The organism is Streptococcus sp. SC1 (assembly GCF_030272855.1).
GTDB lineage: Bacteria > Bacillota > Bacilli > Lactobacillales > Streptococcaceae > Streptococcus.
The window spans coordinates 83,559-101,327 of sequence record NZ_JAQCMU010000004.1 but is presented as its reverse complement, the minus strand read 5'-3'; the positions used below and the strand labels follow the sequence as shown (position 1 = coordinate 101,327).

Here is a 17,769-nt window from a genome sequence, read left to right as displayed (position 1 = left end):
TGATTAAAGGGTCTTCAGGGCAGGGTGAAATTCCCGACCGGCGGTAATTTTGACTAGCTATTTTAGCTTTCTCGTCGTTGTCTTGTCGCGATATACTTTAAGTATGATCTTCGACTGCAACGCCTAGATAAATCTAAAATATCTTAGCCAAATAAGTCCGCGAGCGAAAGCTGATGTGGTGCGATTCCACAACCGACAGTATAGTCTGGATGGGAGAAGACGAAAGAATAGCTTTGTCTGTTCTGATAGATTTATAGCTAAACTGTAACCGCTTGCTTTGATGGAGTGAGAGGGAACTTTTGGGATATAAAAAGTGAGAATAGATAGAGGAATCCTTTCTAACTTCTTCTGATTTTATAGAAAATTGGAGGAACCTGTTATGACAAACGCACGTCGACTTTCGACCATTGCAATTCTATCAGCCATCTCATTTGTGCTGATGTACTTTGACTTCCCGCTTTTACCAGCGGCATCCTTCCTCAAGATCGAATTTAGTATCTTGCCAGTCCTTGTGGGCTTGGTGGTCATGGATTTGCCTGCTGCTCTAGGAGTTCTCTTGCTTCGCTCACTCTTGAAACTGCTTCTTAACAGCCAGGGAGTGAATACTTACATTGGTTTGCCAATGAATATTGTAGCTTTGGGAGTTTTTGTCATCGTCTTTGCTTTGATTTGGAAAAAGGAACGGACAACCCTTCGTTTCCTACTAGGCTCTCTAGCTGGGACTATTGGTTTAACCGTGGCTATGTTGGTTCTCAACTATGTTTACGCTGTTCCTTTGTACGCGAAGTTTGCCAACTTTGATATTGGAAAAATTATGGGACTTTCCAACTACCTCATGACTATGGTATTACCTTTCAACTTGATTGAGGGTGTAATCTTTGCTGTTTCATTCTGGTTGTTATACGTCCTCTTGAAACCAACCTTAAAACATTATGAGAGATAAACAAACATTTTTAATGAAGGGCAGTTTTGCCCTTTTACTTTTCGTCATATTAGGCTACATGGTCAAGTTTTATCCAGAGCAGCTAGTTGCCTTTGATAGCCCGATTCAAACTTGGCTGCGGGGAGACTTGCCTGCAGCTTTGACGACATTTTTCAAACTGGTTACCAGTTTCATTGACCCACTAGGAATTATTATCTGGGTGTCTGCCCTTGTCCTATTTTTCCTTTATAAAAAATGGAAGTTGGAAGCTGCCTTGCTGGCGGGAAATCTAGTCTTACATGGGATTTTGATTAAGCTGATTAAACTCGTCTACCAAAGAAGTCGGCCCAGTATTTCGCATTTGGTCGAAGAGGGAGGCTATTCTTTCCCAAGTGGGCATGCCATGGCGACAGCCATTGTTGTTGGCACCTTGATTATCATTGTCCAGCAACGGATGCAGAATCAACAAATCAAGCGTCTGGTACAGGGCTTGCTCTTGCTCTTTATCTTGACCATTATGGCATCCAGAGTCTATCTGGGCGTGCACTACCCGACGGATGTAATCGGAGGAGCCTTGATGGGCTTTGCCATTCTCAATATCGAATTTCCCTTTTATGACAAGCTGCGCTTTCAGTGGCGCTTCAAGGGAAAGCAGAAATAAATAGAGATGAGAAAGGTTGGCTTTGTCAGCCTTTTTGTCTTGACAAAGAAGGCCTCTTCTTTTAAGATAGGAGCAAGTGAGGTGAAGAGGAGGTTATACGTTTTGAATCCAGAAATCATCAAGTCGGTTTTAGCTCTTGTGGATGAGATTCCCTCTGGGCGCGTGGCGACCTATGGTCAGATTGCCCGTTTGATTGGGCGGCCTAAAAACGCCCGTTTGGTGGGGAAGATACTCAGTCAGTCGGAGATTTATGGCGGCAAGCATCCTTGCCATCGGGTGGTCAATGCGACAGGGCGCCTCGCACCAGGCTGGGAAAACCAAGCACACTTGCTCTGGGCGGAGGGAGTAGACTTGAAGTCCAATGGCTGTGTGGACCTCAAGCGTTATCAGTGGGAGGCATGATTTTCTTCTTTCTTAGTGAAAGAGGAAATTTTTGTTTCTAGGCTCCTTTTTGTGGTAGAATGGAAGGTATGAAATCTTACAATGCTTTGAATGATTATTATCGAAAACTTTTTGGAGAAAAGACTTTTAAAGTGCCCATCGATGCGGGCTTTGACTGTCCCAATCGGGATGGTACGGTAGCGCATGGAGGCTGTACCTTCTGTACCGTTTCGGGTTCTGGTGATGCCATCGTGGCGCCTGATGCGCCCATTCGGGAGCAGTTCTATAAGGAAATTGACTTTATGCACCGTAAGTGGCCGGATGTTCGTAAGTATCTGGTTTATTTCCAGAATTTCACCAATACCCATGAGAAGCTTGAAGTGATCCGTGAGCGGTATGAGCAAGCCATCAACGAGCCAGGTGTCGTTGGCCTCAATATCGGAACTCGGCCCGACTGTTTGCCTGATGAGACCATCGCCTACTTAGCTGACCTGTCTGAGCGCATGCATGTGACCGTGGAGCTGGGCCTTCAGACTACCTATGAGGAGACTTCAGACCTTATCAACCGTGCTCATTCCTATGAGCTTTATGTGGAGACGGTTCAGCGCATTCGTAAGCTGGCCCCCAAGGCGGAGATTGTCTCTCACTTGATCAATGGCCTGCCGGGCGAAACCCATGAGATGATGCTGGAAAATGTCCGTCGCTGTGTAACGGACAATGACATTCAGGGAATCAAGCTCCACTTGCTTCACTTGATGACCAATACCCGCATGCAGCGGGATTATCATGAGGGGCGACTGCAGCTGCTCAGTCAGGAGGAGTATGTCTCCATCATCTGCGACCAACTAGAGATTATCCCTGAGCATATCGTTATCCACCGTATCACAGGCGATGCCCCGCGAGATATGTTGATTGGCCCCATGTGGAGCCTCAATAAATGGGAAGTTCTCAATGCCATCGAGGCAGAAATGCGTTGTCGTGGCAGCAAGCAAGGCTGTAAAGCAAAGGAGCAGAGATTCGTATGTTAAGACCTTTACAGATGGCCCATGACTTTTTGGCAGAAGTCGTGACCAAGGAAGATATCGTAGTGGACGCTACGATGGGCAACGGGCATGACACCCTCTTTCTGGCTCAGTTGGCCAAGCAAGTCTATGCTTTTGACATTCAGGAGCAGGCTGTAGAAAAGACCCGCCAGCGCTTGGCAGAAGCTGGCTTGGACAATGCTCAGCTAATCTTGGCTGGCCATGAGAGTCTGGACCAATATACAGACCATTTCAAGGCTGCTATTTTTAATCTTGGCTACTTGCCTTCGGCGGACAAGTCTGTCATTACAAGACCCGATACGACGCTGGAAGCTCTGGGAAAGGTCTGTCAAGGCTTAGCAAAAGGAGGTCGAGCAGCTATCATGATTTACTATGGTCATGAAGGGGGCGAAGTTGAAAAAGATGCGGTGCTTGAGTTCGTCAGTCAGCTGCCCCAGCAGGACTTCACTGTCACCCTTTACAAGACCATCAATCAGATTAACAATCCGCCTTTTTTGGTTATGATTGAGAAATTAAAAGAAAAATAAGGGTTCCAAAGTTGCTAAAAACTTTGAGTAATCATTTGGAGAAAAAATGGACAAGCAATATTTGCATGAAAAATTGGCTGGCTTACGAAACAAATATGTCGAGTCTGCCAACGAAGAAACGAATGCTGGCTTTTTAGACGAGGCTAAAATGAATAAAAAAATGCTGCGAATCAAGAAAAAATTGGTGAATTTAGAAATGGAGCGCTGCCAAAAGATGATTGAGCACCGCGACCTATCCAAAATTGATCAAAAGATTTCGGCGCAAAAAGAATTGTTTAAAGAGTGCTGCCAGCAAAGATAAAGGAGGTTCAAAGTGGAAATCCTTCTCTACACAATTGTTTTTTTGCTCCTGTTGGTTGTCTCGAATGTGACCAATCGCTTCCTGCCCCAGCTCCCCTTGCCCTTAGTTCAGATTGTGCTGGGAATTTCGCTTGGTTTTATCCTGCCTCAGGAGAAATTTCACTTGGATACAGAGCTGTTTTTGGCCTTGGTGATCGGGCCCTTGCTCTTTCGGGAAGCTGAGGAAAGCAATATTACCAGTATCCTCAAACATTGGAGAATCGTTTTATATTTGATTTTTCCAGTTATCTTTATTTCAACGGTCGGCTTGGGCTATCTGGCTCATCTTCTCTGGGGAGCCTTGCCCTTGGCGGCCTGTGTTGCCGTAGGAGCAGCTCTAGGACCGACAGACTTGGTTGCCTTTGCTTCTCTCTCAGAGCGTTTTTCCTTCCCCAAGCGGGTGGAAAATATCCTAAAAGGAGAGGGATTGCTTAACGATGCGTCTGGTCTAGTTGCTTTTCGTGTGGCTCTTTTGGCTTGGACTACAGGAAGTTTTTCCCTAGGAAAAGCTAGTATTTCCTTAGTTCTTTCCATTATTGGAGGATTTGCTGTTGGGATGGCCAGTGCAGCCCTTAATCGCTGGTTGCATAAACTGCTGATGAGTGCCCAAGTATCAGATATTGCTAGTGAGCTCTTGCTGGAGCTGAGTCTACCCTTGGTTACCTTCTTTTTAGCAGAGGAGATTCATGTTTCAGGGATTATCGCAGTGGTCGTCGCAGGTATCTTCAAGGCCAGTCGCTTCAAGCGGATAACGCTTCTGGAAGCCCAGGTGGATTCGGTTACAGAAACCATCTGGAATACAGTGAACTTTATGCTCAATGGCTCTGTCTTTATCATTTTAGGGATCGAACTGGAGATGATTGCAGAGCCAATCTTAAAGAGCCCGATTTACGATAATCTCTTGCTGCTCGTGAGCATTGTCCTTCTGACTTTCCTACTCTTTGCCCTTCGGTTTGTCATGTTGTTCACTTTTTACTTCATTCGAATCAGAAGATTGCACAAGAATGTTGGAAACTACCTGAAGGAAATGCTGCTGCTGACCTTTTCAGGTGTCAAAGGAACTGTCTCCATTGCGACTATTCTTTTGATTCCGAGTCAGCTGGAGCAAGATCATCCTTTGTTGCTTTTCTTGGTAGCAGGTGTGACCTTTCTTAGCTTTCTGACGGGTTTGCTCACACTTCCTCATCTGTCTGAGGAAAGAGAAGAAGAAAACGAGCACCTGATGCACATTGCTATTTTAAATGAAGTGGTGAGTGAGCTGGAAGCAGGCCTCAAGCAAACCAAGGCTAAGGCACCTCTCTATGCGGCTATTGACAATTACCATGGTCGTATCGAAAACCTAATCCTTGAACAGGAAGACAAGGCCACTCAGCGAGACTTGGCAGCTCTGAAATTATTGATTTTGAGTATCGAGAATGATGGTCTAGAGCAAGCTTTTGAGGAAGGAAAAATCAGCGATCGTAGCTATCATCTTTATCAGCGTTACCTACATAATATTGAGCAGGGCATCAATCGAAACTTAGTTTCTCGCTTTACCTATATGTTTCTTGTTACATTGCGCGTATTGCGTATGTTGCTCCATGAAATCGTCACCCTTGGTGCTAGATGGCGCTCTTGGAGGCAAGGTGGAGCTAAGCATCTAACTGCTGAGGATATGGAGGATATAGCAGAGCTTTATCTGTCCAATACCGAAGTCATTATCGAAAGTTTGGAACATCTAAAGGGCATTTATAACCCTTCTCTAATTACTTTTTTGCAGGAATCTCGACTAAGAGAAACGGAGATCATCGGTAGTGGTGCCTTCGTCGAGCGTGTTATTGCGCGATTCAAGCCCAATAACATCTCAGAAATGATCTGGGGCTATTATCTAGAAAGAAAAATTATCTTTGAATATGAGAAAAAGAAATTGATCTCAAGTAGCTATGCAAAACGCCTGCGCCAAAATGTCAATAATTTAGAAAATTACTCACTGAAAGAAAGAGCCAACACTTTACCTTATGACATGGTTAATTACGCTAGAGAGCGCTAGAAGATAAGGCTATCCAGTGAGCTCCACTAAAAATTAAATAGAATTCAAAAAGAGAACGGCATGCTTTGTCCGTTCTCTTTTTGCTTGTTTTTAAAAGTTTATCAAAATGCAGAGCTAAAGTCAGTTAGTTTTGACTTTCATCGAGCTTGGTTTTTTCTGCCTCTGATTTTTTGGCTGACTTGATGAGAATTTTGCCATTGCTGGTCATGATAGCTTTGAGTTCTTTTTCGCTTGGATTTTCCAGATAGAAGTCAGTAATGGCGTCTTCGATATGGTCTTGAATGGTGCGGCGCAGCGGGCGAGCGCCCATTTTCGGATCGTAGCCAAGATCAACCAATTTTTCTTTGACCTTCTCCGTAACATCCAGATGAATGTCGTTGGTTGCCAAGCGCTGGTTGACATCGTCTAGCATAAGGTTGACGATCTGCAGTAGGTTGTCCTTGCTGAGTGGCTTGAATTCGATAATGCCGTCGAAACGGTTCATAAACTCAGGACTGAAGAAGTTGCCTAATTCACCTAAAACGGAGTTGGTACGGCCTTCACGAGCTGCCCCAAAGCCAACGCTGGCTTCAGCTTTACCCGTTCCGGCATTGGATGTCATGATGATAATGGTGTCCTTGAAGCTGACAGTCCGGCCTTGACCATCGGTCAGGCGGCCATCATCCAGAACCTGCAGGAACATATGCATGACATCAGGATGGGCCTTTTCTACCTCATCCAGTAGAATGAGCGAGTATGGATTGCGGCGGACGCGCTCAGTCAACTGACCAGCCTCCTCATAGCCGACGTAGCCTGGAGGGGCACCGACCAGCTTGGCCACGCTGTGTTTCTCCATGTATTCACTCATATCAAAGCGAATCATGCTGTCAGCAGAGCCAAAGAGCTCAATGGCCAGTTGCTTAGACAGCTCAGTCTTACCGACACCAGTTGGGCCAACAAAGAGGAAGCTGCCGATTGGGCGATTAGGACTTCCCAGTCCGACCCGGTTGCGGCGGATGGCCTTGGCAATCTTATCCACAGCATCATCTTGGCCGATGACATGAGCCTTTAAGTCGCTGGCGAGATTGACTAGTTGAGACTGTTCTTTTTCTTTGAGGTCGCCAACTGGGATATTGGTCTTTTGCTCTACAATGTGCTCAATTGTTTTCTCGCTGATAATTGGAATATCGTTATCCAGCACGCTCGTCTTTTGGAGTTCCTTGTATTTGGCAATCTGATCGCGGAAGTAAGCTGCTTTTTCAAAGTCTTCATCGCGAGTCGCCTGAGCCTTGAGGTTTTCGGCCTCAATCAGCCGCTGATCAATAACCTTAGGATCAACAAAGTTGAGGGTCAGATTCATCTTAGAGCCAGCCTCGTCCAAGAGGTCAATAGCCTTGTCTGGCAGGAAGCGGTCTTGGATGTAGCGGTTGGAGAGAAGGGCCGCAGCTTCAATGGCCGCGTCTGTGTACTTGACATGATGGTAGTCTTCGTATTTTTTCTGAATCCCTTTGAGGATGGTAATGGTTTCTTCTACTGTCGGCTCGTCCACCTTAACTGGCTGCATACGGCGCTCGAGGGCTGCATCCTTCTCGATGATACGGTATTCATTGAGGGTAGTAGCTCCAACCATTTGGAGTTCTCCGCGAGCTAGAGCTGGTTTGAGGATATTTCCAGCGTCCATATTGCCATCGCCAGCAGAGCCTGCTCCGACAATTTCATGGATCTCATCAATAAAGAGAATGACATCTTGACGAGAACGAATCTCGTCCATGAGCTTCTGCATCCGCTCTTCAAATTGACCACGGATACCAGTTCCTTGTACTAGGCTGACAACGTCCAGGCGGATAACTTCCTTGCCTTGGAGTTTATGAGGCACATCCCCGTCCACAATCTTCTGGGCTAGACCTTCGACCACAGCTGTTTTTCCGACACCGGGTTCCCCGATAAGGACAGGATTGTTCTTGGTGCGGCGGTTGAGGATTTCAATGACACGAGTAATCTCTTCGTCCCGACCGATGACAGGGTCGATTTCTCCTTTACGAGCGATCTCAGTCACATTGATACCAAACTCTTCTAGGAGACCTTTTGGCTTTTGCGGAGCCTGTTGGCGTGCTCCGCCTCCATGATTGGAATTGCCACCATAGCCACCGCCACCGTAGCCTCCTCCAGATTGAGTTGGCGGGATATTTGGATTTGGTTCTTGGGGTTGTTGAAAATTACCAAGACTGTTAAAGAAATCGTCAATAGGATCAATTCCTTGGTTGTTAGCCTGAGTCAGTCCTCGAAAAAGGCTATTGTTAGGGTCTGTCTTCATGATTTGGTAGCAGTTTTGACAAAGGTCAATCTGCTGCTTGTTTCCGTTTACATTTGTATAGAGATGGATGGTTGATTCATTGATTTTACAATTTTGGCAAAGCATATTCTACCTCTTTCTTTGGACGTAGATCCACCTATTTTTAAATGGTCAAAAATAGTCAAAGTATTATAGTTTCATTATATCAGTATTCTTGCACAATGCAAGAATTTACTACAAAATCCTCCCTGAGACTGATTTTTTGAGAAATTATAGTGCGAAAAGAGAAAAAAATGGTCTTTTACTGGTATTTCAGTTTCTTTTTATGGTAAAATAGGAGAGAAGCAAGTAAATAGGAGAAATAAAATGGAATCACATTTAGTTAGAATCATCAATCGTTTGGAAGCTATGGCCAAAGATGGTGGAAATTTAAAACGTAATTTTGAACGTGAAGGAGTAGTTGTTGCCGAAGTGGCGTACAGCTACGACGAAGAAAATGGACCAATTTTTACTCTGCGTGATGTGGCAGCGCGTGAGACTTATACTTTCGATAGTATTGACTTGATTGCCATGGAAATTTATGAATTATTATACTAAAAAGCAGGGTTCTGCTTTTTTATTTTGCTCGCCAAGCTCAGTCTTTAATCTTATAACTCTATATAAGAAAAATGTATAAGTGGGACAGTAGGATTTCTGATATAATGAATAAATATAGTGAAAAAGAAATGAGAAAAGAATGGCAAACATTATTGACGGGAAAGCTTTAGCAGAAAAGCTTCAAGCGAAACTTGCAGAAAAAACAGCAAAGTTAAAAGCAGAGACAGGTCAGGAACCTGGTTTAGTGGTGATTTTGGTGGGCGACAATCCAGCCAGTCAGGTTTATGTGAGAAATAAAGAGCGGTCTGCTCTAGCTGCTGGCTTTCGTAGTGAAGTTGTGCGTCTGCCCGAGTCAACGAGTCAGGAAGAATTGCTGACCTTGATTGCTAAATATAATCAGGATCCAGCTTGGCACGGAATTCTAGTCCAGCTTCCTTTGCCAGCCCACATTGATGACGAAGCAGTTCTATTAGCCATTGATCCAGATAAGGATGTAGATGGCTTTCATCCGACTAATATGGGGCGACTTTGGTCAGGACATCCCTTGATGATTCCTTCTACACCAGCAGGAATCATGGAAATGTTCCGCGAATATAAGGTGGACTTGGAAGGAAAGAATGCGGTGGTGATTGGCCGTAGTAATATTGTCGGCAAACCCATGGCTCAGCTTCTGTTGTCTAAAAATGCGACCGTTACTTTGACGCACTCAAGGACCCATCATTTAGCAAAAATTGCAAAGAAAGCTGATATTTTAGTGGTGGCTATCGGACGAGGACACTTTGTAACCAAGGACTTTGTCAAGGAGGGAGCTGTCGTTATTGACGTCGGCATGAACAGAGATGAAAATGGCAAGTTGATTGGCGATGTTAAATTTGACGAAGTGGCAGAAGTGGCTAGTCTCATTACTCCAGTTCCAAAGGGAGTTGGACCGATGACTATTACCATGTTAATGGAACAGACTTACCAGGCCTTTGTCAGAAGTTTAAAGAAATAATAAAAAAGTAGCATTTGGCTGATCAATTTTCTCTTTCAATTGTTTTTTCATAATCTTGTCGCTAGTGGTATTAGACAAGAAACTATAGAGATAGGCTAAAGCGAGGCTGGGTCAAATGTTCCCCCTCGTTTTCTCATAGGAGAATCTAGCTTTTTTATAGGTAGCCTGCCTGATTTTTCTAAATTTTGAAAACATAAGAGAAAACTGTGAAAGCGTTTGAAATTAGTTGGAAAATACAGTATAATAAGATTAGAAAAAGAAACTAGAGGAGGCTTCTCATGGCAGTAAAAGATTTTATGACACGCAAGGTTGTATACATTAGTCCAGACACAACGATTGCGCATGCGGCAGATATTATGCGCGACCAAAAATTGCACCGCTTGCCCGTGATTGAAAATGATAAGCTGGTGGGTCTTGTGACAGAAGGAACAATCGCAGAAGCAAGTCCATCAAAGGCAACGAGCCTATCTATTTATGAAATGAACTATCTTCTAAATAAAACCAAAGTAAAAGATGTGATGATTCACGATGTTGTTACTATTTCCCAGTATGCTAGTCTGGAAGATGCGACTTATTTGATGCTGAAAAATAAAATTGGAATCTTACCAGTTGTTGACAATGAGCAGGTCTATGGAATCATTACGGATCGCGACATTTTCAAGGCTTTTCTAGAAGTGTCTGGTTATGGCGAAAAGGGCGTTCGAATGCGCTTTGTCACAGAAGACGAGGTTGGTGTCCTATCGCATATTATCGCCTTGCTTGTCGAAGAAAACCTCAATATTTCAAACACGGTCAATATTCCTCGTAAGGACGGTAAAGTTGTCATTGAGGTACAAATTGACGGAGATATTGACTTGGTTTCCTTGAAGTCCAAGTTTGAAGCACACAATATAAAAGTAGAAGATATTACCCGCACTAGCGCAAAAGTTTTATAAAGTTAGAGAGAGTGGGACAGAAATCGGTAATTCGTTAGAATTCGATTTCGTCGTCCCACCTCCGCACAGTTGAGTAGGGCTGTAAAAGCTGATGAAATCAGCGTAGTAGAGCCCACTCAACCACTGCGTCTTGCTCGACAATCCAAAGACAATTGAGAGGCTAGGACTTTTGTCCCAGCCTCTTTTATTTTCTTGCCAATTGGCTTCCTAAGATGGTATAATCAAGGAACTGCAATCAATGTAGAGGAGAAAAGATGAGTATTTTAGAAGTGAAAAATCTCAGCCACGGTTTTGGTGACCGGGCTATTTTTGAGGATGTATCCTTCCGCCTGCTCAAGGGGGAGCATATTGGTCTAGTCGGTGCCAATGGTGAGGGAAAGTCAACCTTTATGAGCATTGTGACGGGTAAAATGCTGCCGGATGAAGGCAAGGTCGAGTGGTCCAAGTATGTGACGGCTGGCTATCTGGACCAGCATGCTGTGTTGGAGCAGGGCCAAACTGTCCGCGATGTGCTGCGGACAGCCTTTGACGAGCTGTTCAAGACTGAGGCCCGTATCAATGAAATCTACATGAGCATGGCTGAGGATGGAGCGGATGTGGATGCCCTCATGGAAGAAGTAGGCGAACTGCAGGACCGCTTGGAGAGCCGAGATTTCTATACGCTAGATGCCAAGATTGATGAGGTCGCACGGGCTCTTGGCGTCATGGACTACGGTATGGAGAGTGATGTGACAGAGCTATCTGGCGGGCAGCGGACCAAGGTTCTTTTGGCCAAGCTGCTTCTGGAAAAACCAGATATCCTGCTCTTGGACGAGCCAACCAACTATCTGGATGCGGAGCACATTGACTGGCTCAAGCGCTACCTCCAAAACTATGAAAATGCCTTTGTCCTGATCTCCCATGATATCCCTTTCTTGAATAATGTGATCAATATCGTCTACCATGTGGAAAATCAGCAGTTGACCCGCTATTCTGGGGATTATTACCAGTTCTTAGAGGTCTATGAGATGAAAAAATCTCAGTTGGAAGCAGCCTACGAGCGCCAGCAGAAGGAAATTGCGGACCTTAAGGACTTTGTAGCTCGTAATAAAGCTCGTGTAGCGACCCGTAATATGGCCATGTCTCGCCAAAAGAAACTCGATAAGATGGACATTATTGAGCTGCAAAGTGAGAAGCCTAAGCCTTCCTTTGACTTCAAGCCTGCCCGTACACCTGGCCGCTTTATCTTCCAAGCCAAGGATTTGCAGATTGGCTACGACCGGCCTCTAACTCAACCCCTTAACCTGACCTTTGAACGCAATCAGAAGGTGGCCATCATCGGAGCAAACGGGATTGGGAAAACAACCCTGCTCAAGAGTTTGCTGGGGATTATCCCGCCTATCGCAGGTCAAGTCGAGCGCGGAGACTATCTGGAGCTGGGCTATTTCGAGCAGGAAGTGGAAGGCGGCAATCGTCAGACACCGCTGGAAGCAGTCTGGAACGCCTTTCCAGCCCTTAATCAAGCAGAAGTTCGAGCTGCTCTGGCCAGATGTGGCTTGACTTCCAAGCATATCGAGAGCCAGATCCAGGTTCTTTCAGGTGGGGAGCAGGCCAAAGTCCGACTTTGTCTCCTCATGAACCGAGAAAATAATGTTCTGGTTCTGGACGAGCCGACCAACCACTTGGATGTAGATGCCAAAGAGGAGCTCAAGCGCGCTCTGAAAGAATACAAGGGCAGCATTCTCATGGTCTGCCACGAGCCTGATTTCTATGAAGGCTGGATGGATCAGATCTGGGATTTCAATCAACTAACTTAAGAAGCTATTAAGGCGGTTTTGCTTGCAGAGACTAGGAGGACTCACTCAGTTACTTGCAAGCAGCCGCTTTTAATAGCTTTAGTTTTTAACGTCATATAGTTGCAAATGCAACTATTTTGTGTTATACTTCTTCTTGTTGGGAGTTTTGGATTTTCTGTAAGATATGATCCAACTGAAAGAGTTCAGATGAAGTCAGTTGATGCAGACTAGCCTGAATATATCTGTCCTCATAGCCAATCAGCTTATCATATACTTTTAGTGCAGGAGTCAGTGGATAGAGCTCCTTGAATTTCTTATTCTCTTGCTTGGTCTTTTTGATAATCAATCCTCGTTCTTCCAGCTTTTGTAGAGAGCGGCTTAGAGTAGTCTTGTCAATCTGAACCAGCTCTGCTAGCTGAGATTGATGGATGGCGGGGTGTTCGACAATGCGAGTAAGAATGAGAAAGAGATTATTATCAAGCCCGTATTGGCTAGCTTCTTGGTTCATTCTCATCATAGCTTGACGGGAGATAAATCCCATTTGACGAAATAACTGACGATAATCCATAAGAACTCCTTTGATAGTTGCATTTACAATGATTATATAATAAAGCAAGGACGGAAACAAGCATGTGGCATAAAAAATATTTGCAAGAGTTGGATATACTAGAATTTTACAAGCTTTTAAAACTGCGGATCGATACCTTTGTCGTCGAGCAAGAGCGAATCTATCATGAATTGGATGAAAAAGATCTAACAGCTGTGCACCTTTTCCATGTAAATGAGCAAGAGGAAGTAGATGCCTACGCCCGCGTGTTTGAGGAAGATGAAAAAGTCGTTTTTGGCCGCCTTGTGACGGCCCCGTCAGCCCGGGGAAAGGGCCTAGGGAATAGATTGGTAGAGGAAATATTGATTCTTTGTGAGAAAAAGTGGCCGGGAAAAATGATTGAAATTGAAGCTCAGGAGCAAGTCGTGGGGCTTTATGAAAAATTCGGTTTTGTGACTCAAGGAGAGCCCTTTATCTTTGAATCGACGCCTCATATCAAAATGATTTACAAAAAATAAAAAAATCCAGTTGAAGAACCGCTCATAGTGATGGTGTCTCAACTGGATTTTGCTTTCTTAAAACATAGAGTATTCATCGGCTAACATGACCGTCTCTCTGCCGTTATTATCCACAACGTAGATCATGCGAGGGTAGAAGGGGTCAAATTTATAGGTGAAATCAAAGGAGATGAGTGTATCGAGATGGTCCTCAGAGAAGCGAAAAGTCAGCTTCCCTTGGTTATTGATCAACTCGAAGCGAATCAGATTATTCAAAGGGAAGACATCTTTAAGGAAGTTGTCGATAATGTACCAGAAAGTGTCAATCACATCATCTGGAAGGCTAGTGATAGCGCCAAAGCTGGCATAGCGACCACGAGTATTGGTAAAAGCCATGAGACTCATTCCTTTCTGGAAATTTTGCTGTGGAGGACCAGAAATTGGTCCTCTAGTGCTTTACTAGCAGCATTGATGGTTCTATCATACAAGAAATAAGTAGGAATTGCAAGAAATTGCTTTTTTGCTGGACGAAGGTCTTTTGAGAAAGAAAACAAGAAAAAAGAGCTTGCGCTCTTTGACAACTTTATCGATTCTTTAGTTCAACATAACGTTTGTACCAAATTTTCACATAAGCATCGGAGAAGGGACCGCGTTCGTTGTTGATCCAGTCAACCAGAATCTTGACGTTTTCCTTGAGAATGAAATCCAAATCATCCGAATAGTTCATTTGCCTTTTATGACGCTCATACTCTTCCACATCAAGCAGCCGTTTTTCTCCGTCTGTGAAGACCTTGACATCTAAATCATAGTCGATATACTTGAGGGCTTCATTGTCCAGATAATAAGGGCTGGCAAGGTTGCAGTAGTATGAAGTGCCATTATCACGAATCATGGCAATGATATTAAACCAATATTTCTTATGAAAATAGACAATGGCAGGCTCTCGTGTTACCCAGCGCCGGCCATCACTTTCTGTTACCAGTGTGTGGTCATTAACGCCAATAATGGCATTTTCTGTTGTCTTTAGTACCATGGTATCTCGCCAAGTGCGGTGAAGATTCCCATCATGCTTATAACTTTGAATTGTAATAAAGTCGCCTTCTTTGGGAAGTTTCATAACCTACCAACTTTCTACAATTTTTAAGTTTATCCTCTTTATTGTAACATATTTTCATAAAAATGCCTAAGTTTTCATAGAAAATCTTAAAGATATTCTCTCAGAGCGCTGGCAATGTCCGAAAAATCATAGCCTTTGTGAGCCAGAGCTTGGGTCAAACGCTGTTTTAAGTCGTAGCCCTCATACTTTTTGGAGTACTTGCGGTATTGCTTGTCTAGCTCTTTATAGAGCAGTTCTTGTTGGTTTTCCTGGTCTTCTTCGATTTCCAAATGCTGATAGGCGGTTTTGGCTTGTCCATAAGAAAATCCTTTGTTTATCAGAGCTTGGAGGATTTTATCTTGCAAGGCCTTGCTGGGCAGTTTTCCCTGGTATTTTTTGAGTAACTTTTCGGCAACCTTACCTGTTAATTCAGTGAAATCAAACTGGTTTAATTCCTCTTCTATGATAGTACTAGAAATCCCTTTTTGACTGAGTTTTTGTTTGAGAACAAAAGCGCCCTTGTCACCAGTGAGAAGGTTGGATTGGATATAAGAATTGGCATATTTTCTGTCGTTGATCCAATTTTCTTTTTTCAAAGCGTCCAAGACTTGGCTGATGATGTCTGGTTGGATGTCGTGCTGTATTAAGTAGTCCTTGACTTCCTTGGCAGTCCTTTGCTTGAAGGAGAGATGATAGAGGGCTAGATTTTTTCCATAGGAAAATTGGGCGTAAGTTTGAATCTCTTTCAACTCTTGCTCCGTGATTTCCATCCCTTTAGACAGCATGAAACGAACGATGGTGTCTTCTGTAACATAGAGCTTTTCACTGTCGTCCAACTCCAAGAGGTAGAGCCGTTTTTTCTTTTCGATTTTTGTGATTTTCATAAGAGATTTTGGTAAAATCCTTTCTTTTAGCCAAATGCTTCAAAGGCAGCAATCAAGCGCAGTTTGTCTGTATCAACATCCTTCCGGCCATAGTAGTCAAGAAAGAGCTCTGCGTATTTGGGGTCAGATAAATTATAAGTAAGGGACCAGATCGCCCAGTAAAGGTCAATGTGGCGATCACTGAGGCCAGCGAGGCCAACATCAATGAAGCAGGAAAAGCTTGCTGCGTCTTTCAGAATGAAATTAGGCAAGCAGGCATCTCCGTGAATCAAGGCGTCCGTCGTTAGTAGATGCCCCTGTTCTTGAATAAGCTGGTAGGCTTCCTCACGACTTTGGATATGAAATTGGGGCAGTAAAGCTTTTTGATAAAAGCAACCTTTCTGATAATTTTCCTCTGCCTGCTCTTTATAGTGTTGGAGGCGATGCTGGATTGGGAAATGCTGGGGTTGGATGCTGTGAAGTTTTTTGAGTGCGGCAGCCATTGTTTGGCAAAGCTCTTCTGGCTGTTGGAGAAAGGTTAGGGCGTCCTTGCCCTCGGCTTCTCTAGTCAGCAGGAAGTCATGGTCTGCTGACAGGTAGTGAATGACAGGCACACCGAGCCCTTGCTCTTCAAACCATTTGGCAAGTGTGGCTTCTTGAGCTAACTTGCCTTTTTGGTCGATTTTCAAATAATAGCCCGTATCAACATAGAAAACACGGGCGCTTGAATGTGAGGAGCTGTCGTAAAAGTTGGCTCCCTCTAGATAAGTTCGGATTTGCTCAGGGAAATGTGCGAGTGGAAGAGATATTTTTTCTGCTTTCATACTTTTATTGTAACATATTCTCAACGAATCGACTCTAGCGTGGTATAATAGAGGCATGAATGTAAAAGTGAAACAAAGAATCCCTTTGAAAATTAAGAAAATGGGGATTAATGGGGAAGGAATTGGATTTTATAAGAAAACGCTGGTCTTTGTGCCCGGTGCTTTGAAAGGCGAGGAAGTCTACTGTCAGGTGACCAAGGTGCAGCGGAATTTTATTGAAGCCAAGCTCTTGACCATCAATAAGCGGTCAAAATTTCGGGTGGAAGCGCCTTGTGAGATTTATGAAAGCTGCGGAGGTTGTCAAATCATGCACCTCCACTATGACAAGCAGTTGGAGTTTAAGGAAGATTTGCTGCGTCAGGCCTTGAAAAAATTTGCGCCAGCTGGCCACGAAAACTACGAGATTCGTCCAACCATTGGCATGCAGGAGCCGCTCTATTACCGGGCCAAGCTGCAGTTTCAGACTCGCAAGTTTAAGGATGAGGTCAAGGCGGGGCTCTATGCCCAAAATTCCCACTATCTGGTCTCGCTGAAAAACTGTCTGGTTCAGGACAAGGTAACGCAGGCTATTGTTAATAAGGTAGCTCGGCTTTTAGGTAAATACAGGCTGCCTATCTATGATGAGCGCAAGACTGCTGGAGTGCGTACCGTCATGATTCGCAGGGCCAGAAAGACGGGTCAGGTGCAGATGATTTTTGTAACAGGGCGCAAGCTAGACTTTTCTCCAGTCGTTCGAGACCTAGTAGCTGAATTTCCTGAGCTGGAGACAGTGGCGGTTAATTATCATACGAGCAAGTCCAGTGAGATTTATGGGGATAAGACAGAGATTATCTGGGGCGAGGAAGCCATCCAAGAAGGAGTGCTGGACTATGAGTTCTCCCTGTCGCCTCGGGCTTTTTATCAGCTCAATCCTGAGCAGACCGAGGTACTCTATGCGGAAGCGGTCAAGGCTTTGGATGTGACGGCTGAGGACCATTTGATTGATGCCTATTGTGGGGTAGGGACCATCGGCTTTGCCTTTGCTAAAAGGGTCAAGTCTCTGCGGGGCATGGACATCATCCCTGAGGCCATTGAAGACGCTAAGCGCAATGCAAAACGGATGGGCTTTGACAATACGCTCTACGAGGCTGGAACGGCAGAGGAGATTATTCCTCGCTGGTACGCGGATGGTTATCGGGCGGATGCCTTGATTGTCGATCCGCCGCGAACAGGTCTGGACGATAAGCTGCTGGAAACGATTGTCCGCTATGCACCTGAAAAGATGGTCTATGTTTCCTGCAATGTCTCAACCTTGGCGCGCGATTTGGTCAAGCTATGTCAAGTATACGATGTCCACTACATCCAGTCGGTTGATATGTTTCCCCATACCGCTCGGACGGAAGCGGTGGTGAAATTGGTCAAAAAAGTCAAGTAAAAGAGTGATTTGTTGAAAAATAAGCCTAAATGAACAGCAAAAGAGGCTGGGAT

19 protein-coding genes and 1 riboswitch are annotated in these 17,769 nt (G+C 44.5%); of the genes, 13 read left to right on the top strand and 6 right to left on the bottom strand.

Translation table 11 applies throughout. The features are described 5' to 3' along the window. Positions 1-6 precede the first annotated feature (6 nt). A riboswitch (FMN riboswitch) is annotated at positions 7-225 on the top strand. A 154-nt stretch (positions 226-379) separates the two neighbouring features. The 7 genes from PAN94_RS07070 (at position 380) to PAN94_RS07040 (ending at position 5,902) form a co-directional block, all read left to right on the top strand. Beyond that, entirely contained in the window at positions 380-943 is a 564-nt protein-coding gene (locus tag PAN94_RS07070; protein ID WP_045498937.1) for an ECF transporter S component, read from the top strand. Beyond that, on the top strand, positions 933-1,583 hold the full coding sequence (locus PAN94_RS07065) for a phosphatase PAP2 family protein (RefSeq protein WP_285875281.1): 651 nt from the start codon (positions 933-935) through the stop codon (positions 1,581-1,583). Before PAN94_RS07070 ends, PAN94_RS07065 begins: the two co-directional genes overlap by 11 nt. Positions 1,584-1,685: 102 nt before the next feature. After that, positions 1,686-1,985 carry an MGMT family protein gene (locus PAN94_RS07060; RefSeq protein ID WP_285875280.1) on the top strand — a complete coding sequence of 100 codons (300 nt, stop codon included), beginning with the start codon at positions 1,686-1,688 and terminating at the stop codon, positions 1,983-1,985. 59 nt (positions 1,986-2,044) lie between these two features. Further along, positions 2,045-2,992, top strand: a complete 948-nt coding sequence (gene mnmL / locus PAN94_RS07055; RefSeq protein ID WP_285875278.1) for a tRNA modification radical SAM protein MnmL/YtqA — start codon at positions 2,045-2,047, stop codon at positions 2,990-2,992. Continuing rightward, entirely contained in the window at positions 2,986-3,534 is a 549-nt protein-coding gene (mnmM, locus tag PAN94_RS07050) for a tRNA 5-(aminomethyl)-2-thiouridylate-methyltransferase MnmM (RefSeq protein WP_285875277.1), read from the top strand. Before mnmL ends, mnmM begins: the two co-directional genes overlap by 7 nt. 46 nt (positions 3,535-3,580) lie before the next feature. Then, complete coding sequence (locus tag PAN94_RS07045) at positions 3,581-3,835, top strand: hypothetical protein (protein WP_015605557.1); 255 nt, start codon at positions 3,581-3,583, stop codon at positions 3,833-3,835. Positions 3,836-3,847: 12 nt separating this feature from the next. Then, positions 3,848-5,902, top strand: coding sequence for a cation:proton antiporter (locus PAN94_RS07040; RefSeq protein WP_285875276.1), 2,055 nt, complete (start codon positions 3,848-3,850; stop codon positions 5,900-5,902). 124 nt (positions 5,903-6,026) lie between these two features. Here the strand turns inward: PAN94_RS07040 and PAN94_RS07035 are convergent, their stop codons facing one another. Beyond that, positions 6,027-8,300, bottom strand: a complete 2,274-nt coding sequence (locus PAN94_RS07035) for an ATP-dependent Clp protease ATP-binding subunit (protein ID WP_285875275.1) — start codon at positions 8,298-8,300, stop codon at positions 6,027-6,029. Between the two features lie 240 nt (positions 8,301-8,540). Between PAN94_RS07035 and PAN94_RS07030 the strand changes: the two genes are divergently transcribed. The 4 genes from PAN94_RS07030 to PAN94_RS07015 all read left to right on the top strand — a co-directional run bounded on the left by PAN94_RS07030 (position 8,541) and on the right by PAN94_RS07015 (position 12,496). Beyond that, on the top strand, positions 8,541-8,771 hold the full coding sequence (locus tag PAN94_RS07030) for a DUF1797 family protein (protein WP_005592360.1): 231 nt from the start codon (positions 8,541-8,543) through the stop codon (positions 8,769-8,771). Positions 8,772-8,910: 139 nt separating this feature from the next. Then, on the top strand, positions 8,911-9,765 hold the full coding sequence (locus PAN94_RS07025) for a bifunctional methylenetetrahydrofolate dehydrogenase/methenyltetrahydrofolate cyclohydrolase (protein WP_285875274.1): 855 nt from the start codon (positions 8,911-8,913) through the stop codon (positions 9,763-9,765). A 278-nt stretch (positions 9,766-10,043) separates the two neighbouring features. Beyond that, on the top strand, positions 10,044-10,700 hold the full coding sequence (locus tag PAN94_RS07020) for a CBS domain-containing protein (RefSeq protein WP_048763750.1): 657 nt from the start codon (positions 10,044-10,046) through the stop codon (positions 10,698-10,700). Between the two features lie 254 nt (positions 10,701-10,954). Then, on the top strand, positions 10,955-12,496 hold the full coding sequence (locus PAN94_RS07015; protein WP_285875272.1) for an ABC-F family ATP-binding cassette domain-containing protein: 1,542 nt from the start codon (positions 10,955-10,957) through the stop codon (positions 12,494-12,496). Between the two features lie 121 nt (positions 12,497-12,617). Here the strand turns inward: PAN94_RS07015 and PAN94_RS07010 are convergent, their stop codons facing one another. Then, positions 12,618-13,043: a MarR family winged helix-turn-helix transcriptional regulator gene (locus PAN94_RS07010; RefSeq protein ID WP_285875271.1), complete on the bottom strand. Its 426-nt coding sequence runs from the start codon at positions 13,041-13,043 to the stop codon at positions 12,618-12,620. A gap of 62 nt (positions 13,044-13,105) precedes the next feature. Here PAN94_RS07010 and PAN94_RS07005 point away from each other — a divergent pair, with 62 nt between their 5' ends. Further along, positions 13,106-13,540: a GNAT family N-acetyltransferase gene (locus tag PAN94_RS07005; protein ID WP_285875270.1), complete on the top strand. Its 435-nt coding sequence runs from the start codon at positions 13,106-13,108 to the stop codon at positions 13,538-13,540. A gap of 57 nt (positions 13,541-13,597) precedes the next feature. Here the strand turns inward: PAN94_RS07005 and PAN94_RS07000 are convergent, their stop codons facing one another. The 4 genes from PAN94_RS07000 to PAN94_RS06985 all read right to left on the bottom strand — a co-directional run bounded on the left by PAN94_RS07000 (position 13,598) and on the right by PAN94_RS06985 (position 16,302). Beyond that, positions 13,598-13,915: a DUF960 domain-containing protein gene (locus PAN94_RS07000; protein ID WP_062006115.1), complete on the bottom strand. Its 318-nt coding sequence runs from the start codon at positions 13,913-13,915 to the stop codon at positions 13,598-13,600. Between the two features lie 187 nt (positions 13,916-14,102). Then, entirely contained in the window at positions 14,103-14,636 is a 534-nt protein-coding gene (ntdP, locus tag PAN94_RS06995; RefSeq protein WP_005590859.1) for a nucleoside tri-diphosphate phosphatase, read from the bottom strand. Positions 14,637-14,722: 86 nt separating this feature from the next. Continuing rightward, positions 14,723-15,499 (bottom strand): recombination regulator RecX, encoded by a 777-nt coding sequence (recX, locus tag PAN94_RS06990; RefSeq protein WP_285875268.1) that lies wholly within the window; start codon positions 15,497-15,499, stop codon positions 14,723-14,725. Between the two features lie 26 nt (positions 15,500-15,525). Beyond that, the gene (locus PAN94_RS06985; RefSeq protein ID WP_285875266.1) at positions 15,526-16,302 is read right to left on the bottom strand and encodes an aminoglycoside 3'-phosphotransferase; all 777 of its coding nucleotides are present in this window, start codon (positions 16,300-16,302) and stop codon (positions 15,526-15,528) included. A 55-nt stretch (positions 16,303-16,357) separates the two neighbouring features. On the opposite strand from PAN94_RS06985, the gene rlmD reads away from it, so the two are divergent. Next, positions 16,358-17,716, top strand: a complete 1,359-nt coding sequence (gene rlmD, locus PAN94_RS06980) for a 23S rRNA (uracil(1939)-C(5))-methyltransferase RlmD (RefSeq protein ID WP_285875264.1) — start codon at positions 16,358-16,360, stop codon at positions 17,714-17,716. Positions 17,717-17,769: the final 53 nt, after the last annotated feature.

What these genes read in the sequence shown, in the direction of transcription:
- PAN94_RS07070 (WP_045498937.1), top strand. Translation starts at nt 380, where the DNA reads ATGACAAACGCACGTCGACTTTCGACCATTGCAATTCTATCAGCCATC.
- PAN94_RS07065 (WP_285875281.1), top strand. Translation starts at nt 933, where the DNA reads ATGAGAGATAAACAAACATTTTTAATGAAGGGCAGTTTTGCCCTTTTA.
- mnmL (WP_285875278.1), top strand. Translation starts at nt 2,045, where the DNA reads ATGGAAGGTATGAAATCTTACAATGCTTTGAATGATTATTATCGAAAA.
- mnmM (WP_285875277.1), top strand. Translation starts at nt 2,986, where the DNA reads ATGTTAAGACCTTTACAGATGGCCCATGACTTTTTGGCAGAAGTCGTG.
- PAN94_RS07045 (WP_015605557.1), top strand. Translation starts at nt 3,581, where the DNA reads ATGGACAAGCAATATTTGCATGAAAAATTGGCTGGCTTACGAAACAAA.
- PAN94_RS07035 (WP_285875275.1), bottom strand. Translation starts at nt 8,300, where the DNA reads ATGCTTTGCCAAAATTGTAAAATCAATGAATCAACCATCCATCTCTAT.
- PAN94_RS07030 (WP_005592360.1), top strand. Translation starts at nt 8,541, where the DNA reads ATGGAATCACATTTAGTTAGAATCATCAATCGTTTGGAAGCTATGGCC.
- PAN94_RS07025 (WP_285875274.1), top strand. Translation starts at nt 8,911, where the DNA reads ATGGCAAACATTATTGACGGGAAAGCTTTAGCAGAAAAGCTTCAAGCG.
- PAN94_RS07020 (WP_048763750.1), top strand. Translation starts at nt 10,044, where the DNA reads ATGGCAGTAAAAGATTTTATGACACGCAAGGTTGTATACATTAGTCCA.
- PAN94_RS07015 (WP_285875272.1), top strand. Translation starts at nt 10,955, where the DNA reads ATGAGTATTTTAGAAGTGAAAAATCTCAGCCACGGTTTTGGTGACCGG.
- PAN94_RS07010 (WP_285875271.1), bottom strand. Translation starts at nt 13,043, where the DNA reads ATGGATTATCGTCAGTTATTTCGTCAAATGGGATTTATCTCCCGTCAA.
- PAN94_RS07005 (WP_285875270.1), top strand. Translation starts at nt 13,106, where the DNA reads ATGTGGCATAAAAAATATTTGCAAGAGTTGGATATACTAGAATTTTAC.
- PAN94_RS07000 (WP_062006115.1), bottom strand. Translation starts at nt 13,915, where the DNA reads ATGGCTTTTACCAATACTCGTGGTCGCTATGCCAGCTTTGGCGCTATC.
- ntdP (WP_005590859.1), bottom strand. Translation starts at nt 14,636, where the DNA reads ATGAAACTTCCCAAAGAAGGCGACTTTATTACAATTCAAAGTTATAAG.
- recX (WP_285875268.1), bottom strand. Translation starts at nt 15,499, where the DNA reads ATGAAAATCACAAAAATCGAAAAGAAAAAACGGCTCTACCTCTTGGAG.
- PAN94_RS06985 (WP_285875266.1), bottom strand. Translation starts at nt 16,302, where the DNA reads ATGAAAGCAGAAAAAATATCTCTTCCACTCGCACATTTCCCTGAGCAA.
- rlmD (WP_285875264.1), top strand. Translation starts at nt 16,358, where the DNA reads ATGAATGTAAAAGTGAAACAAAGAATCCCTTTGAAAATTAAGAAAATG.